The 16220-nt window shown below is 72.5% G+C and carries 17 protein-coding genes; 11 read left to right on the top strand and 6 right to left on the bottom strand.

Annotated elements, in window-relative coordinates; genetic code table 11:
• From D6718_08775 to D6718_08725, 11 genes are all read left to right on the top strand, one after another.
• A partial coding sequence (locus D6718_08775) for a UDP-3-O-(3-hydroxymyristoyl)glucosamine N-acyltransferase (protein RMG44996.1) occupies positions 1-580 on the top strand: 580 nt, incomplete at its 5' end.
• Positions 581-588: 8 nt separating this feature from the next.
• Positions 589-1032, top strand: a complete 444-nt coding sequence (fabZ, locus tag D6718_08770; GenBank protein RMG44998.1) for a 3-hydroxyacyl-[acyl-carrier-protein] dehydratase FabZ — start codon at positions 589-591, stop codon at positions 1030-1032.
• A gap of 17 nt (positions 1033-1049) precedes the next feature.
• Positions 1050-1838, top strand: a complete 789-nt coding sequence (locus D6718_08765; GenBank protein ID RMG44997.1) for an acyl-ACP--UDP-N-acetylglucosamine O-acyltransferase — start codon at positions 1050-1052, stop codon at positions 1836-1838.
• Entirely contained in the window at positions 1838-2776 is a 939-nt protein-coding gene (locus D6718_08760; GenBank protein ID RMG44995.1) for a gfo/Idh/MocA family oxidoreductase, read from the top strand. Before D6718_08765 ends, D6718_08760 begins: the two co-directional genes overlap by 1 nt.
• Positions 2701-3942 carry a class A beta-lactamase-related serine hydrolase gene (locus tag D6718_08755; protein RMG44994.1) on the top strand — a complete coding sequence of 414 codons (1242 nt, stop codon included), beginning with the start codon at positions 2701-2703 and terminating at the stop codon, positions 3940-3942. The genes D6718_08760 and D6718_08755 overlap by 76 nt, the downstream gene beginning before the upstream one ends.
• Positions 3939-5003 carry a hypothetical protein gene (locus D6718_08750; protein ID RMG44993.1) on the top strand — a complete coding sequence of 355 codons (1065 nt, stop codon included), beginning with the start codon at positions 3939-3941 and terminating at the stop codon, positions 5001-5003. The genes D6718_08755 and D6718_08750 overlap by 4 nt, the downstream gene beginning before the upstream one ends.
• 83 nt (positions 5004-5086) lie before the next feature.
• Positions 5087-6295 carry a DEAD/DEAH box helicase gene (locus D6718_08745; GenBank protein ID RMG44992.1) on the top strand — a complete coding sequence of 403 codons (1209 nt, stop codon included), beginning with the start codon at positions 5087-5089 and terminating at the stop codon, positions 6293-6295.
• Positions 6292-6954 carry a MotA/TolQ/ExbB proton channel family protein gene (locus tag D6718_08740; protein RMG44991.1) on the top strand — a complete coding sequence of 221 codons (663 nt, stop codon included), beginning with the start codon at positions 6292-6294 and terminating at the stop codon, positions 6952-6954. Before D6718_08745 ends, D6718_08740 begins: the two co-directional genes overlap by 4 nt.
• The gene (locus D6718_08735; protein ID RMG44990.1) at positions 6954-7379 is read left to right on the top strand and encodes a biopolymer transporter ExbD; all 426 of its coding nucleotides are present in this window, start codon (positions 6954-6956) and stop codon (positions 7377-7379) included. The genes D6718_08740 and D6718_08735 overlap by 1 nt, the downstream gene beginning before the upstream one ends.
• Positions 7380-7401: 22 nt before the next feature.
• Entirely contained in the window at positions 7402-7962 is a 561-nt protein-coding gene (gene rsmD / locus D6718_08730) for a 16S rRNA (guanine(966)-N(2))-methyltransferase RsmD (protein ID RMG44989.1), read from the top strand.
• 125 nt (positions 7963-8087) lie between these two features.
• A complete protein-coding gene (locus D6718_08725) occupies positions 8088-9233 on the top strand; it encodes a LysM peptidoglycan-binding domain-containing protein (protein ID RMG44988.1) in 1146 nt (381 codons plus the stop codon).
• 7 nt (positions 9234-9240) lie between these two features.
• Here D6718_08725 and D6718_08720 read toward each other — a convergent pair whose 3' ends face one another.
• The 6 genes from D6718_08720 to D6718_08695 all read right to left on the bottom strand — a co-directional run.
• Complete coding sequence (locus D6718_08720) at positions 9241-10191, bottom strand: hypothetical protein (protein RMG44987.1); 951 nt, start codon at positions 10189-10191, stop codon at positions 9241-9243.
• A 42-nt stretch (positions 10192-10233) separates the two neighbouring features.
• The gene (pnp, locus tag D6718_08715) at positions 10234-12324 is read right to left on the bottom strand and encodes a polyribonucleotide nucleotidyltransferase (GenBank protein ID RMG44986.1); all 2091 of its coding nucleotides are present in this window, start codon (positions 12322-12324) and stop codon (positions 10234-10236) included.
• A 321-nt stretch (positions 12325-12645) separates the two neighbouring features.
• Complete coding sequence (locus D6718_08710; GenBank protein RMG44985.1) at positions 12646-12915, bottom strand: 30S ribosomal protein S15; 270 nt, start codon at positions 12913-12915, stop codon at positions 12646-12648.
• 143 nt (positions 12916-13058) lie between these two features.
• A complete protein-coding gene (gene truB / locus D6718_08705) occupies positions 13059-13937 on the bottom strand; it encodes a tRNA pseudouridine(55) synthase TruB (GenBank protein RMG44984.1) in 879 nt (292 codons plus the stop codon).
• A complete protein-coding gene (locus tag D6718_08700; protein ID RMG44983.1) occupies positions 13934-14218 on the bottom strand; it encodes a DUF503 domain-containing protein in 285 nt (94 codons plus the stop codon). Before D6718_08700 ends, truB begins: the two co-directional genes overlap by 4 nt.
• Before the next feature lie 71 nt (positions 14219-14289).
• Positions 14290-16220: translation initiation factor IF-2 (locus D6718_08695; GenBank protein ID RMG44982.1), on the bottom strand; the 1931-nt coding region annotated here is incomplete at its 5' end.

Here is a 16220-nt window from a genome sequence, read left to right as displayed (position 1 = left end):
CGTCGGCAGCGGTGCCCGGATCTACGCGGGAGCCGTTCTGGGGGCGCCCGGGTTCGGCCACGCTCAGGACGAAAACGGCGCGGCCGTGCGGGTGCCGCATCTCGGCGGTGTCGTCGTCGAGGAGGGGGCCGAGGTCGGCGCCAACACGACCGTGGACCGGGCGACGTTCGGCGAGACGGTCGTCGGCCCGCGCGCCCGGCTGGACAATCTGGTCCAGATCGGGCACAACGCGCGTGTGGGCGCTGATGCGATGGTCGCGGCGCAGTCCGGGCTGTCGGGCAGCAGCGAACTCGGGGCCCGGGCGCGCATGGGCGGCCAGTCGGGCGTGGCGGATCATCTCCGGGTCGGGGACGGGGCGGCGGTGGCGGCCAAGAGCGCGGTCTTCTCCGACGTGCCGGAGGGTGCCGTGGTCGCCGGAATCCCCGCCCGGCCGATCGCCCTCTGGCGCCGCCTCGTCGCGATCGAGGGCCGGCTGCCGCGGTTGTGGGGCCGGCTGATCCGGGGAGCGGGAGACGGCGGCCGGCCGGGATCGGGCGGGACGTCCGGAAGGGCCCATGGGGGCGAGGGGGACGACGATTGAGTGACGAGCTGAACATCCGGCAGATCCAGCAACTGCTGCCGCACCGCTACCCGTTCCTGCTGGTGGATCGCGTGCTCGAGCGCGAGCACCGGAAACGGATCGTGTGCCAGAAGTGCGTTTCGGTGAACGAGCCGTTCTTCGCCGGCCACTTTCCCGGGACGCCGCTGATGCCGGGCGTTCTGATCATCGAAGCCCTGGCGCAGGCGGCGGGCGTGTTGATCCTGGGAGACCCGGACTTCCCCGCCGGCGACAAGCTGGTGCTGTTCACCGGAATCGACGACTGCCGGTTCCGGCGGCCGGTGGTTCCGGGCGACGTGCTCCGGCTCGAAGTGGAGGTGCTGCACCTGCGGCCGCGGGCGGCGAAGATGAGGGGGCGCGCGACGGTCGATGGCGAGATCGCGGCGGAGGCGACCCTGCTGTCCGCGCTCGCGGATCGGAGCGGGATGCCGTGATCTCCTGGGTGGAAGGCGTGGATCCGCGCGCGGTCGTCCACGAGGCGGCCACGGTCCACCCGACCGCCTCGATCGGCCCTTTCGCGGTGGTCGGTCCGGAGGTGGAGATCGGACCGCGCTGCCGGATCGGCCCCCACGTGGTTCTGGACGGGAAGGTGACGATCGGCGCGGACAACGTCTTCTATCCGTTCACGACGGTCGGGTTCCCGCCGCAGGATCTCAAGTACGCCGGCGAGGCGACGTCGGTGGTCATCGGCGATCGCAACGTGTTCCGGGAGAACTGCCAGGTGCACCGCGGCACGCGCGGAGGCGGCGGTGTCACCCGGATCGGCAATGACGGCTACTTCATGGTGGCGTCCCACATCGCGCACGACTGCACGATCGGCGATCACGTCCTGTTCGCGAACGCCGCGACGCTGGCCGGGCACGTGGAGGTGGGGGACCACGCCACGATCGGAGCCTACTCCGGGGTTCACCAGTTCTGCCGGGTCGGGCCCTATGCCTACATCGGCGGCTATTCGGTCGTGACGCGCGACGCGCTGCCCTTCTGTCTGACCGTGGGAAACCGGGCCCACTGCTACGGCGTGAACCGGATCGGCCTCCGCCGCCAGGGTTTCGCGCCGGAGACGATCGCCCGCATCGAGCGCGCGGTGCTCGGGCTGTTTCGCCGCGATCGCTCGCGGGCGGAGTCCATGGCGGCGGTGGAGGCGGAGCTCGGCGAGGTACCGGAGGTGCGCCTCCTGCTCGACTTCGTGCGCGGATCGCGGCGCGGCGTGGTGCCGATCCGGCCGGCGGCGGCGGACTGATGCCGGGTCCGCTCGCCGCGGGGGTCGTCGGGGTCGGCCATCTCGGCCAGCATCACGCGCGGCTCTACGCTTCGCTGCGCGGCGTCCGCCTCGCGGGCGTCGTCGACACCGATCCGAACCGGGCGCAGGAGGTCGCTTCGCGCTATGGCGCGCGCGTCTTCGCGGATGTCCCGAGCCTCGCTCGCGAGGTTGACCTGGCGTCGGTGGCCACGCCCACCACCAGCCACGAGGAGTGCGTCCTGCCGCTCCTCGATGCCGGGGTGGCCGTGCTGGTGGAGAAACCGATCGCTGCGGACGTGGCGGCGGCCGACCGCATGATCCAGGCGGCGGAACGCGCCGGAGCTCCGTTGATGGTGGGTCACACCGAACGGTTCCACCCGGCGGTGGCGGCGCTCCGGGAGCGATTGAGCCGGCCGCGGTTCATCGAAAGCCACCGGCTGGCACCCTTCGCGCCCCGGAGCCTCGACGTGGACGTGCTCCTCGATCTGATGATCCACGATCTCGACCTGCTGCGCGTGCTGCTGGACGGAGACGAGGTGGTGCGATTCGACGCCTCGGGAGCGGCGGCGCTGACGGAGCGGATCGACATCGCCTCGGTGCGGCTTCGGTTCAAGGGAGGCGCGGCCGCCAACCTCACGGCGAGCCGGATCAGTCACGAGCGCCAGCGGCGGATCCGGGTGTTCGAACCGGGCGCCTACTTCGCCTGCGATACGGGGCGGGGCACCCTCTCGGTCCACCGGCTGGTGCGGGACGGCCCGAAGCCCCGGATCGCCACGGAGGAGGTCGCCGTGCCGCGCGAGGAGCCGCTGGCCCGGGAGCTGTCGCAGTTCCGGGATGCCGTGGTTCGCGGGGAGCGCCCGCCGTGCCCGGGGGAGGACGGCCGCGCGGCGCTGGCGCTGGCGCTCGAGATCCGCGAGGCGATCACCGCGTCTCTGTGAGGACCGCACCGCGCCCGGCGCGCCTTGCGGGGGGCGGAGGCGGGCGGGATCATGGCGGCGTGCCCGCGCGGAGCCCGGAACCGCACCCGGAGATCGAGCGGTGGATCGTCCGCCACGCCCGCGCGGGCCACTGGCCGGGCGCGGCCTACGCCGTCGGCGAGCCGTTCGCCCCGCGGTGGGGGGGTGCCGCGGGGAGCTTGGCGCTCGAGCCCTCGCCGGAGCCGGCCCGTCCCGACGCGCTGTACGACCTCGCGAGCCTGACCAAGGCTCTGGTGACCGCGCCGCTCCTTCTGCTGCTCGCGCGCGACGGCGTTCTCGATCCCGACGAGCCGGTCGACCGGTGGCTCCCCGAGATGAAGGGGTATGCCGGCCGCACGCCCAGCTACACCGACCTGATGGCCCATCGCGCCGGCCTCCCGGCATGGGCGCCCTTGTACCGGCTGGCGCGGAGCGCGGACGATGTACCCCGGGCCGTGGCGGCGCTGCCTCCCGGTGGAACCCCCGGGAAGGCTCCCGTTTACAGTTGTCTCGGACCGATCCTGGCGGGCATCGCCATGGAGAGGGCGACGGGCCGGCCGCTCGCCGAGCTCTTCCGCGAGCGCCTCGCCGCTGCTCTCGACCTGGGCGAGACCGAGATCCGGTTCGGGCCGCTGCCCGGCGGACTCCGGCGGCGCGCGGCGCCCACCGAGGCCGGCCGCCGCCACGAGGAAGCGATGGCGGGAGGATGCCCCCGCGGGCGGGACGACGTGCCGTTGAGGGGCGAGGTCCATGACGGAAACGCGGCATTCCTGGGGGGCGCGGCCGGCAACGCCGGACTGTTCGGGACGGCCGAGGCGGTCCACCGTCTCGCGTCGGCGCTGGCGGTTCCGGGCCCGCTGTTCGACGACCGCGAAGTGGAGCGCTTCCGCCGGCCGGCCGCGCGGGGCGGCGGCGACGTGCGGACGTTCGGCTTCCGGTCGGGCCTCGCCCGCACCGCCCCCGCGGGAGCGCTGGGGCCCTCCTCGTTCGGGCATGTGGGATTCACCGGCACTTCAGTGTGGATCGAACCCTCCCGCCCGCTGGTCGCCGTTCTCCTGTCGAACCGGATCCACCCGGAGTGGCGGGAGGCGCCCGTTCAGCGATGGCGGCGCGAATTCCACGATCTGGTGGCGGGGAGCGGCGCGTGAGGACCGGCGCGGAAGGCCGCGAGCCATCGGCTTTCGGGCGGTACGCCGCCACGGTGCTGATCTCCCTGCTGCTGCACGCCGCGGCGCTCGCGCTGCTGGCGCCGTGGGCGGGCGCGGCCCCGCCGGCCGCGGCGGACGAGCTCCTCGTTCCCTTGCGGCTCGCCGCGCCGGCCGAGGAGCCCGAGCCGGACGACCGGCGCCTTCTCGGCTTCCGTTCGGAAGGCGAGATCGAGGGCGAGCCGGACCGGCCGCAGCTTCCCCCGAGCGAGATTCCCGGCGCGCCTCCCCCGCCGGAGACGCCGAGCACCCCGGAGCCGGAGCCGCCCGAGGAAAGCCCCGCGCCCGCGCCCCCGGCGGAGGCCGCCCGGCCTCCGGATCGCGCCGAGCCGCAACCCCTCCCGGAGAATCGCGAGGAGTCCCCGGAAAGGGCACCCGCGGAAGCGGCGGAGTCGGCCCAGCGGGAGCCCGAGCCGTCGCCCGCGGGCTCGGAGCCGGAGGAGCTCCCCCGCGAGGAAGAGGCACCCCCGACGGGCCTGCCCCCGGAGCCGGCCGCGCCTCCCGCGTCGACCGCGCCGGGACCGTCGGCCCCGGCCCCCGTGCGGCCGCCGCCGGTTCCCGATCTCGACATTCCGTTCGAGGGAGGACTCGCCGGCGGAGACCTCCGCTTCGACAGCCCGGACTACGACTGGTCGGACTATGCCACGAAGCTCTACTTCGCCATCTACCGGGCGTGGTTGCGCGAGCTCGATTCCCACCTGATGAGGATCGCGCGCGACCAGCGACTCGCCGGCGGGGGCGGCGAGATCGCCTTCGACACGGTGGTTCACTTCATCATCGAACGGAAGGGGGCGATCGGCGGGATCGAGGTCCTGGTCCCCTCCGCCAACCGATCGGGAGACGACGCCGCGACGTCCGCCCTGCGGCGAGCCGTGGTGCCGCCCCTTCCCGACGACTTCCCGCGCGACCGGGAAGGGGTGACCGCCGTGTTCCGGGTGCGCGCCGACGACATCCGCCAGATCGAGCGCTGGCTGCGCCGGCTCAAGCGGATGGGCCGGTTGTGACCCCGTGCCCGCTCCCGGCGGGGGGAAGGGGGGGGTGCTATGATCGCCGACCGGTTGGCGGCGCCGGCCGGATCAGGAACTCGATGACGTTCGACGACTTCCCCCTCAGGGACCCGCTGAAGAAGGTGCTGGCCGACGCCGGCTTCGTCACGCCGACGCCGATCCAGGAGCGGTGCATCCCCCCGGCGCTCGAGGGCCGGGACATCGTCGGGGTGGCCCAGACGGGCACGGGGAAGACGCTGGCCTTCCTCGTCCCGATTCTCGAAAGGCTCGAGCCCCGAGGGCGGGTGCAGGCGCTGGTGGTCTGCCCCACGCGGGAGCTGGCGCGACAGGTCGGCGAGGTCGCCCACCGGCTCGGCGAGCCGCTGGGGGTCCGGACGGTGGTGGTGTACGGCGGCACGGCCCTGGGGGAGCAGCAGCAACAGCTGCACGAGGGACCGGACGTCGTCGTCGGAACGCCGGGCCGGTTGATCGACTTTCTCGCGTCGGCCTCGCTGCGTCCGCGGTGGGTGAAGTGGCTGGTCCTCGACGAGGCGGACCGGATGCTCGACATGGGCTTCATCGACGATGTCGTGACGATCTGCGGCCGCCTTCCGCTGTCGCGCCAGACGATGCTCTTCTCCGCCACGATGCCGCCGGCTATCGAGGAGCTGACGAAACGCTTCCTCTACGAGCCGCTGACGGTGCGCGTTTCGCCGGAAACGGTCGTCGCGGGCGGCATCAGGCACACGCTGTACGAGGTCGAGGAGAAGGACAAGCCTCGCGCGTTGGCCGAGCTGCTGCGCGGGCGCCGCAAGGAGAAGATCCTCGTGTTCACGGCCACGCGCGAGGCGACGAGCGAGATCGCCTCCCGCTTGCGGCGCGACGGGCACGAGGTGGTCAGCCTGTCCAGCCTGCTCTCGCAAGCCAACCGGGAGCGCGCGATGGCCTGCTTCAAGCGCGGGGAGTTCCGGGTGATGGTGGCGACCGATGTGGCCGCGCGCGGCATCGACATCACGGACATCGATCTCGTCGTCAACTATGACCTGCCGCATTCCCCCGAAGACTACGTCCACCGCGTCGGGCGGACCGGGCGCGCCGAGCGGACGGGGGAGGCGATCAGCCTGGCGGTCCCCCGCGACCGGCCGCGCATCGCGGCGATCGAAGCCCTGATGGGCGAACCTCTGCCGAGAGGATACCTTCCCGGCTTCGCGGCGGCGCCGCGCGCCGGGGCCCGCGGGAGGTCGGCCGGCCGGGCGGGCTCCGGCCGGCGTCGCGGCGGCCGGAGCCGGAGCGGAGGGCGCCAGCGGTGAGACCCGTCTTCGATCTCTTCCTCCGCGGCGGCCCGGTCATGTGGCCGATCCTGGCCGCCTCCGTGCTGGCCCTGGCGGTCGTGCTCGAGCGGGCCTACGCCCTGCGCCGCTCCCGCGTCATCCCGGAGACCACGCGCCGGCAAGTGCTCGGCCTCGTCGCCGAGGGGCGCATCCCGGAGGCGCGCGAGGTCTGCCGCCACGACGGCGGGCCGTTCGCGCGCATCGCGGGCGCCGGGCTCGCCTGGTGGCGTCACGGGGCCGACGCCGTCCGCGAGGCGATCGCCGACGCCGGGCGGTGGGAGGCGCCGCGCCTCATGCGGGGCCTGGGCGTCGTCGGAACGGTCGCCTCGATCTCTCCGCTCCTCGGCCTGCTGGGCACCGTGGTCGGAATGATCAAGGTCTTCAGGACGATCTCGGTCGTGGGACCGGGGCTGGGCCAGCAGTTGTCGGCCGGGATCGCCGAGGCGTTGCTGACGACCGCCTTCGGGCTGACCGTCGCGATCCCGAGTCTGGTGGCCTACAACGTTCTCGCCAGCCGGGCGGAGCGGCTCGTCCGGGAGATCGAGAGCGCCTGCCACGAGATCCTCCGGAGCGCCCAGGACGCCGAATCGGGCCGGACCGCCTCGCGGGCGGTGGACGTGACGGCCGCGGGTTCCTGATGCAGGGATTCCTTCCGCAGCGCGCCCGGCGGCCGAGCATCGACCTCTCGCCTCTCGTCGACGTCGTCTTCCTGCTGATCATCTTCTTCGTCGTCTCCACGACCTTCCGCGAGGGAACCGGTCTGCCGGTCGAGCTGCCGTCCGCGGGCACGGCGGCGCCCGCACCGGCAGGCCCGGTCGAGATCACGCTGGGGCCCGAGGGCGAGGTCGCCGTCTCGGGACGGCGCTTCCGATCGTTCCGCGAGGCGGAGCCGGCGATCCGTGCGGCGATCGAGCGGGCCGAACCGCGGCGCGTCCTGTTGCGCGGGGACCGGCAGGCGCCGTACGAGGTCGTCATCGCCGTCCTCGACCTCGCCCGGAGCCTCGAGGCTCGGGTGACCCTCGCCGCGCGGCGCCCGGCGCCGCGCCGCGGCGGGGACCGGTAGGACGCCGAAGGCGCCCGGCCGGATGAGGATCATCGGCGGACGGTTCCGGGGCCACCGGCTGGCGCCGCCTCCGCGGCGGGGCGTGAGGCCGACCGCCGATCCGCTGCGGGAGGCGCTGTTCAACATCCTCGGCGATCGGGTCCGGGCACGCCCCTTCGTCGACCTCTGCGCGGGCACCGGCGCGGTGGGCCTCGAGGCGCTTTCGCGGGGGGCCGAGCCGGTGCTTCTCGTGGAGCGGGCGCGCGCCGCGTTGCGCACGATCGAGGCGAACCTCCGGCGTCTCGGCCTGGACCCCCGCTCGCCCGCCGTCAGGGTGGTCCGGGCGGATGCCGCGATCTGGCTCGCGGGGCCGGAGCCGGCTCGCTACCGGGGAGCCGTCGTCTTCCTCGACCCGCCGTATGGCGATCCCTCGGCGCCCCGTCTGGCGGCCGCGGTGTTCCGGTCGGGCCTTTTGGGATCGGACGGGCTGCTGGTCGTCGAGCACCGGGCGGGGGAGGTGCCGCCCGCCCCGGAGCCCTTGTGGTCCCGGACCTACGGGGACGCCGCGCTGACCGCGTACGGCCCGCAACCCTCCGGGGATTGAGACTTTGCGGGCTCGGGCGGGGCGGCAAGGCGCCGCATTGCCTCGCGTGCGCCGCCGGCCCTACATTCGCCTCCGAGGCCGACGGTCCGCCGCCGCGTCGGGCGCGTCGGGTGTGGAGGCTCGCGATGAAGCTGGTTCGCCAGACCTGGGTCCGTCCGGCGGCGGTGCTCGCCGGCGCCGCGCTGCTCGCTGCGCCGGCCCTGTGTCAGCCGTCCGCGGACGGGGAGCGGATCCGCGGCTACGTGCCGCCTCCGACCGGACTCAAGCTGGTCGGGGATCACTGGACGCCGTACGATCCGCCCACCCCGCCGCAAGGCGAGAAGATCTACGTCATCCAGAAGGGAGACACTCTCTGGGACCTCGCCGGCCGCTTCTACGGGGACAACTACCTCTGGCCGGTGATCTGGGACGCGAACCGCTACATCACCTACTCCCACTGGATCTACCCGGGCGATCCCCTCGTCGTCCCGCCGCGTCCCGGCGTGGTGGGGGAGGAGGGGCTGAAGGAGGCCGAGCCGCCGGCCGCCGAAGAGAAGGCCGAGGTGCCGGCGCCGCCGCCCCCGCCGGAAAAGCCGGCCGGACCGGTGCTGGTGGCCGCCGCCGAGGAAGAGGAGCTGGTCTGCCTCCCGCAGCTCGTCGAGACCTTCGATCCGGGGCCGCTCACCATCGTCGGCTCGGACGAACCCGAGCGCGAGCTGAATTCGCCGGGCGACATCCTCTTCCTCAGCGCCGGCATCGATTTCGGCATCGAGCCGGGCGCCGAATTCGTCGTCGTCCGCTCGGCAGGTCCGGTGCCCCATCCGCAGACCGGCGAACCGGCGGCGGTCTACGTCCGCCGTCTCGGGAAGCTCCGCGTGATCGCCGTCCAGGAGAACTCGGCCACCGCCGAGATCGTCTACGCGTGCGACGCGATCCGGGTCGGCGACCATCTCGTGCCGTACCACGAGACCCCCGTTCCGATGATCGAGAAGGTTCCCTTGGCGAAGCTGGCGACGCCGAAGCCGGGGCCCACGAACGGATCGGTCGTCGTGACGCTCGACCCGCAGGCCACCGTCGCCGGCACCGGCGATCTCGTCGGCATCGACCTGGGGAGCCGGGCGGGGGTGACCGCCGGCGACAGGATCCTGTTCTGGCGTGACGCGGGACCCACCCTGCCGCGGAAAGTGGTCGCTCAGGGCGTCGTGCTGAGCGCGAACGGCGGCGGGTCGACCGTGAAGATCATCGAATCGTGGCAGGAGGTCCGCCTGGGGGACCGCGCCGAGCTGCTCTGAGCGGTCGTCAGCGGCGGGCGGGGCCGACGGCGCCGCTCTCCGCCAGGATCTTGCGCCGGAGAATCACGCTCTCCAGGGCGAGCGCGGCCAGCTTCGCGATCCGGCGGAGATCCTCGTCGACTCGCGTGCGGTCCGCTTCCGACGGCGTCCCGGCGAGCAGGACCACCGCCCGGCCGTTGAGCCGGACCGCCAGCGCCACGAACCGGCCCGCGGAAGGCGAGCCGAGGGCCTCCAGGACGGGTGAGCCCCGGTCGCCGACCGGCAGGGTCCGTTCGACCGGTCCTTCTTCCCGGACCGCTGCGGCGAGCAGTTCGTCCCCGTCGAGCGGAATCGAGCGGCCGGTTTCCACCCGGCCGAACCCCCGGGCGGACCACAGCAGCGCCGTCGACCCCCGCAAGAGGAACAGCCCGGCGCTCGCCAGGACGGGAGCGGTCGCCTCGAGAACCGCCTCCAGCACGTCGTCGCGCGTCTCCGCCCGGGCGAGTCGCTGCCCGAGGCGTGCGAGCCGCGAGTCGTCCTCCTCGCTCCGCCCTCGCCGCTCCAGGGCGGCGAGGGCCTGCCGCAGCACCGCTTCGGGCGCGACGTGGGGGACGACCGGAAGCCCGGTGATGGCCGAGACCTCCTTCAACGCCAGCGAATCGCCCGGGTTCTCGAGCGCGACGTGCAGCCCTTCCTCGTCCCGCCGGAAGGGGAGGACGCGGTGCCGCCGCGCGAACGCGGCCGGCACCAGGGCCAGCACGTCCGGGGGCGCCTCGGCGAGCTCGGCCCGAGTCACCGGGGCCACGCCGTGGAGCTCCGCCAGCGCCTCGGCGAGGCCGGTGTCGTCCACGAACCCGAGCTGCATCAGGTGGGCCCCCAAAGGGCCGCCGAACAGACTCTGGGTCCGCAGCGCCTCGGCGAGCTGATCCTCGGTGAGCCGGCCGCTCGCCACGAGCAACTCGCCCAGCATCCGCGCCATACCGAGGCTCCGTGTCGCGGGCCGGCCGGGGCCGGCCCGGACTCAAGCGCCGGCCCGCTCCCTCATCGCCGCCTTCCGGGACAGCCGCACCCTCCCGTGGGCGTCGATGTCGATGACCTTCACCAGGACCTCGTCCCCCTCCTCGATCTCATCGGTGGTTTCCCGGACCCGGTGCTCGGCGATCTCCGAGATGTGCAGGAGACCTTCGACGCCCGGAAGGATCTCGACGAAAGCGCCGAAGTTGGTGGTGCGGACGACGCGGCCCACGTACACCTTGCCGAGCTCGGCCTCGGCGGTGAGCTCCCGGATGATGTCGGCGGCCTGGCGCGCGCCCTCCAGGTCGGTCGAGGCGATGTCGACCCGCCCGTCGTCCTCGATGGAGATCTCGGTCCCCGTGCGCTCCTGGATCGAGCGGATCACCTTGCCGCCGGGGCCGATGACGTCGCGGATCTTGTCCTTGGGGATGTGGATCGTGAGGATCCGCGGCGCGTACTTGGACACGTCCTCCCGCGGCTCGGAGATCGCCTCGTTCATGATGTCCAGGATCTGCATGCGGGCCCGCCGGGCCTGCTCGAGCGCTTCCCGCATGATCTCGCGGGTGATCCCGGAGATCTTGATGTCCATCTGCAACGCCGTGATGCCGTCGCGCGTGCCGGTGACCTTGAAGTCCATGTCTCCGTGGTGATCCTCGGCTCCGGCGATGTCGGTGAGCACCGCGTAGCGGCCCTCCCGCATGACGAGCCCCATGGCGATGCCCGCAACGGGCTTGGCCAGCGGCACGCCGGCGTCCATCAGCGCCAGCGACCCGCCGCACACGGTGGCCATGGACGAGGAACCGTTCGATTCCAGGATCTCGGAGACGACCCGGATCGTGTACGGGAAGTCCTCCTCGGCCGGGATCAGCGGGCGCAGGGCCCGTTCGGCCAGGGCTCCGTGCCCGATCTCCCGGCGGCCCGGACCGCGGAGGAAGCGGACCTCGCCGACCGAGAAGGGCGGGAAGTTGTAGTGAAGCATGAAGCGCTTCTCGCCCTCGAACTCCATCTGGTCGATTCGCTGCGTGTCCTGGGAGGTGCCGAGTGTCACGCTGGCGAGCGCCTGCGTCTCGCCCCGCGTGAACAAGGCGGAGCCATGGGTCCGCGGGAGGATCCCGACCTCGCAGCTCACCGGACGGATTTCGTCGAGCGCCCGGCCGTCGAGACGCTTGCGGTTCTCCAGCACGTAGGTGTGCAGGATCTCGTCCTGAAGTTCGTCGAAGGCCTCCTTGATCAGAGCGGCCGTCTCCGGTTGATCCTCGGGAACGTCCGCGAGCAGCTCCTCGCGGATCTCGTCGACGCGCGCGTAGGAGGCGAGCTTCTCCTTGATCTGCATCGCCTCCAGCAGCGGACCGTAGGCCTTCTCCCGCACCATGGCGGCGATCTCGTCCGGAATGCGCGGCGGCTCGAACTCCCGCTTCGGCTTGCCGAGTTCCTCGCGCCACCGGACCTGGGCTTCGCAGAGGGGGCGGATCGCCTCCTGTCCGGCGTACAGCGCTCCGATGACCTCCTCCTCGGTCGCCTCGTTCGCCCCGGCTTCGACCATGACGATCGCCTCGCTCGAGGCCGCGACGATGATGTCCAGCTTGCTGTTCTCGAGCTGGCTGTGGGTCGGATTGATGACGTACTCGCCATCGATCAGCCCGACGCGCACCGCCCCGATCGGCGTCGGGAACGGGATGTCCGACAGGGTGAGGGCGAACGAGGCCCCCGTGAGCGCGAGCACGTCCGGGTTGTTCTCCTTGTCCGCCGACAGGACGAGCCCGATGATCTGGGTCTCGTAGTTCCAGCCCTTCGGGAACAGGGGGCGGAGGGGCCGGTCGATGAGCCGGCTGCTGAGGGTCTCCTTCTCGTTGGGGCGTCCCTCTCGCTTGAAGAACCCTCCGGGGACCTTGCCCGCGGCGTACATGGCCTCGCGGTAGTCCACCGTCAGGGGAAGGAAGGGAACGTCCCGCGGATTCTTCGAGGCGGTCGCCGTGACGAGCACGACGGTGTCGCCCTGGCGGACGGTGACGGCCCCGCCCGCCTGCTTGGCCAGACGACCGGTACTGACGATCAGCGGTCTACCGCCGACCTCGACTTCGATGCGCTGTTCCGACACGGTTGACTCCTCTCGCGGGTCCGCCGCCCGGGCGGCGTCCCGGCGAACCGGTGCGGCGCTGAGCGAGGCCGCACCGCCTGGTGCCCGCCGCCGCGAGAGCCGGGACCGGACCGTGCCGGCCGAGTGGGCTGTGTAGCGAGACCCGCGCACCGGGTCGGCGCGTGGAGCTCGCTACGCAGTCCATCCGTCCGGGCCGTCCGGACCGGGCTCGTCATGTCCGGCGCTCGGCGGGCGGTTGACATCATGGAAAACCCGGCGGCCGTCGACCTGCTCGGCGCGCCGGGTCCGTCGCTGACGGCCACCGTTCCCAGGGTCCCCGGGTCAGCGGCGGATCCCGAGGCGCTGGATCAGCTCGCGGTAGCCGGACGGATCGCGGCGCCGCATGTAGTTGAGCAGTCGGCGCCGCTTGCCGACGAGCTTCAACAGGCCGAGCCGCGAGTGATGGTCTTTCTTGTGCGTTTTCAGGTGCTCGGTCAGGTGGCGGATCCTCTCGGTGAGGAGAGCCACCTGGGCCGGCGTCGAGCCGGTATCGGTCTCGTGCCGCCGGTACTCCGCGAGCAGCTCCTGCTTCTTCTCCTTGGCGAGTGGCAACGTCCAGGCTCCCTGGCGTCCGCTCTTCTCCCGCAGCGATCCGGGCGCTGCCGGCCGCGGCACGGCGCTCACCGACGGTGCGGAAGACCGCGGACACACGAACGCGCGGATACTAGCACCCGCCGAGGCGACCGGCAATCGGCTCAGGGACGGATCACCACTCGGGGCCGGATCGCTCCGCCCCCGTCCCACTCCCCGACACCCACGAGCCGGCCCTCCGGGTCCAGCACCCTCACCCATCCCGCCCGCCCGGGAATCGCCCGGGCCGGCACCGGCTGTCCGGACCGGAAGCGGCCCAGTTCCGCGGCGCCCAGCGGGAGGGTGGGAAACGGAAGCGGGATCGCCTCCGGTGGGAGCAATCGCCCCCGGGCCGCCTCCTCCGCGCCGGGCCGGACCGCCTCCCGGACTCGAAGCGGGCCGATACCGGTGCGGCGCAGGCGCTCGAGGTGGGCTCCCGTTCCCAGCAGCCGGCCGAGGTCCCGGGCGAGGGCCCGGAGATAGGTTCCGCTCGAAACCCGGGCGGCGAACAGAAGGCGCCCGTCGGGCCGCGGGTGAAGCCGGAGGCGGTGCACGGTGACCCGCACGGGAGGAAGAGCCGGACGGTAGCCGCGCCGCGCCAGGCGGTGGGCGGGTTGCCCCCCGATCTTCTTGGCGGAGAAGGCCGGCGGCGTCTGGAGGATCGTTCCGGTGAGCCGGGAAACAGCCGCGCGCAGGACCGGCGCCGGCGGAACCCGAGCCCGGCGGACCCCCTCGGCGCCCTCGGCGTCGCCCGACTCGGTCTCCTCGCCGAGGGCGATCACCCCGACGTAGCACTTGTCCCAGCCGTGCAGGAAGCGCACCAGCCGGGTCGCCGGCCCGACGAGGCAGGGGAGGAGGCCCGTGGCGAGCGGGTCGAGCGTGCCGGCGTGACCGACCCGTCGGGTGCCGAGAAGGCGCCGGACCCACTGGACCACGTCGTGGCTCGTCATCCCCGCCGGCTTGTCGACGAGGATCATCCCGATCGGGGGCTCGCTGCGGTTCATCCGAGGATGTCCCGTTCGGTCACGCGGACCCCCCCGGGGACGATTTCCTCCACCTCGGCCACGATGCGATCGAAGAGCTGATCGAGCTGCCCGTCGGCCCCGGCCACCGAAGCGAAGGCGATCGTCGCCCGCTGGCGCCGCTCCTGATGGTCCACCTCGGCGGCGGCGACGTTGTGCCGGTGGCGCGTGCGGTCCTTGACGGCGCGCACGACCCGCCTCTTGTCCTTGAGCGAGGCGCAGCCGGGGAGAAAGATCTCGACCACCAGGATCCCGACCCGCATGTCGTCCGCCTCCGCCGGGCGGGCGGTCCCGGTTCCCCGGCCCGGCCGCGGGTGCCGGCCCGCCGGCCGTCTCAGGTCGTGTGGGTCTCTTCGAGCGACTCGCGCCGCTTCATTTCGATCACGAAGGCCTCGATCTCGTCGCCGGGCTTGATGTCCTGGAACCGCTCCAGGCCGATCCCGCACTCGAAGCCCGCCCGGACTTCCTTGGCGTCGTCCTTGAAGCGGCGCAGGGAGGCGATCTTGCCCTCGTACACCACCACGTTGTCCCGGAGGAGCCTCGCCCCCGCGTCGCGGCGCACCACGCCGTCCACCACGTAGCAGCCGGCCACGATGCCCACCTTCGGAACCCGGAAGACCTGCCGGACCTCCGCGCGACCGAGGTAGACCTCCTTGGCGACCGGCGAGAGCTTCGCCAGCATCGCCTGCTTGATCTCCTCGGACACGTTGTAGATCACCGTGTGCAGCCGGATGTCGACGCCTTCGCGTGCGGCGACCTCCGCGACGCCCCGCTCCGGCCTCACGTTGAACCCGATCACCAGCGCCCGGCTCGCCGACGCCAGGAGGATGTCCGTCTCGGTGATCGCTCCCGTTCCGGCGTGGATCACCTTCACCGCCACCTCGTCGGTGGAAAGGTCGGTCAGCGATCGCCGCAGCACCTCCACGGACCCCTGGACGTCGGCCTTCAGGACGATCGGAAGCTCCGTGACCTCGCCGCCCTTGATCTTCTCGAACAGATTGTCGAGCGTCGGAAGCTGAGCGCGGCGGGCCTGCTCCTCCTCACGCCGCTTCTGCTGGCGGTAGAGGACGAGCTGGCGCGCCTTCTGCTCGTCGGGGAAGACCTGGAGCGTGTCGCCCGCATCCGGGACGTCCTCGAGCCCCATCACGACCACAGGGGTCGACGGCCCCGCCTCCTGGAGACGCTTGTCGTACTCGTCCACCAGCGCCCGGACCCGGCCCATCGTCGCCCCGACGACGAAGACGTCGCCGACGCGGAGCGTGCCGTTCTGCACCAGGATGGTAGCGACCGGTCCTCGGGCCTTGTCCAGCTTCGCTTCGAGAACCGTTCCCGTGGCCGGCCGGTTCGGATTCGCCTTGTACTCCTCCACGTCGGCCACGAGCGTGATCATCTCGAGCAGCTCGGAGAGCCCTTCCCCGGTTTTCGCCGACACGGGCACGGCGATCGCCTTCCCGCCGAACTGCTCGACCAGCACGCCATGATCGGCGAGCTGCTGGAGCACCCGGTCCGGATTCGCCCCGGGCTTGTCGATCTTGTTGACGGCGACGACGATCGGCACCCCGGCCGCCTGGGCGTGATTGATCGCCTCGACCGTCTGCGGCATGACTCCGTCGTCCGCGGCCACGACGAGCACGACGATGTCGGTGACCTGCGCGCCCCGGGCCCGCATGAGGGTGAAGGCCTCGTGCCCCGGCGTGTCGAGGAAGACGATTTCGCGCGGCTTCCCCTCGATCTCGTGCGTGACCTTGTAGGCCCCGATGTGCTGGGTGATGCCTCCCGCCTCCCGCTCCGCGACACGGGACTTGCGGATGGCGTCGAGAAGGCTCGTCTTCCCGTGGTCGACGTGGCCCATCATCGTCACCACCGGGGGCCGCGGAACGAGGTCCTCGGGGCGGTCGACCGGCTCTTCCGCGCCGGCCGACGCCGCCACCGCCTCCTCTTCGATCCCGACCAGTTGCGGGGTGCCGCCGAAAGCCTCGATCACCCAGCGGGCGGTTTCCTCGTCGAGGGCGTGGTTGATCGTCGGCATCATCCGCTTTTCGAGGAAGAGCCGCTTGATGATGTCCTTCGCCTTGAGCCCCATCCGCTCGGCGAGGTCCTTGACCGTGATGCCCTCGGAGTACCGCACGACCCCGACGTCGGCGATCGGCGCGGCGGCGCCCGGAGCGGCCTGGCTCCCCTCGGCCTGAACCCGCTCCTTCCGCCGCCGGTCCGCCCGGCGCGCGGCCCGGCCGCTCCTGGGTTGATCGGCCGGCGCCCCCGCGG

It is taken from the genome of Acidobacteriota bacterium, from assembly GCA_003696075.1.
Classification (GTDB): Bacteria; Acidobacteriota; Polarisedimenticolia; order J045; family J045; genus J045.
This window is presented reverse-complemented; position numbering and strand designations above follow the sequence as displayed.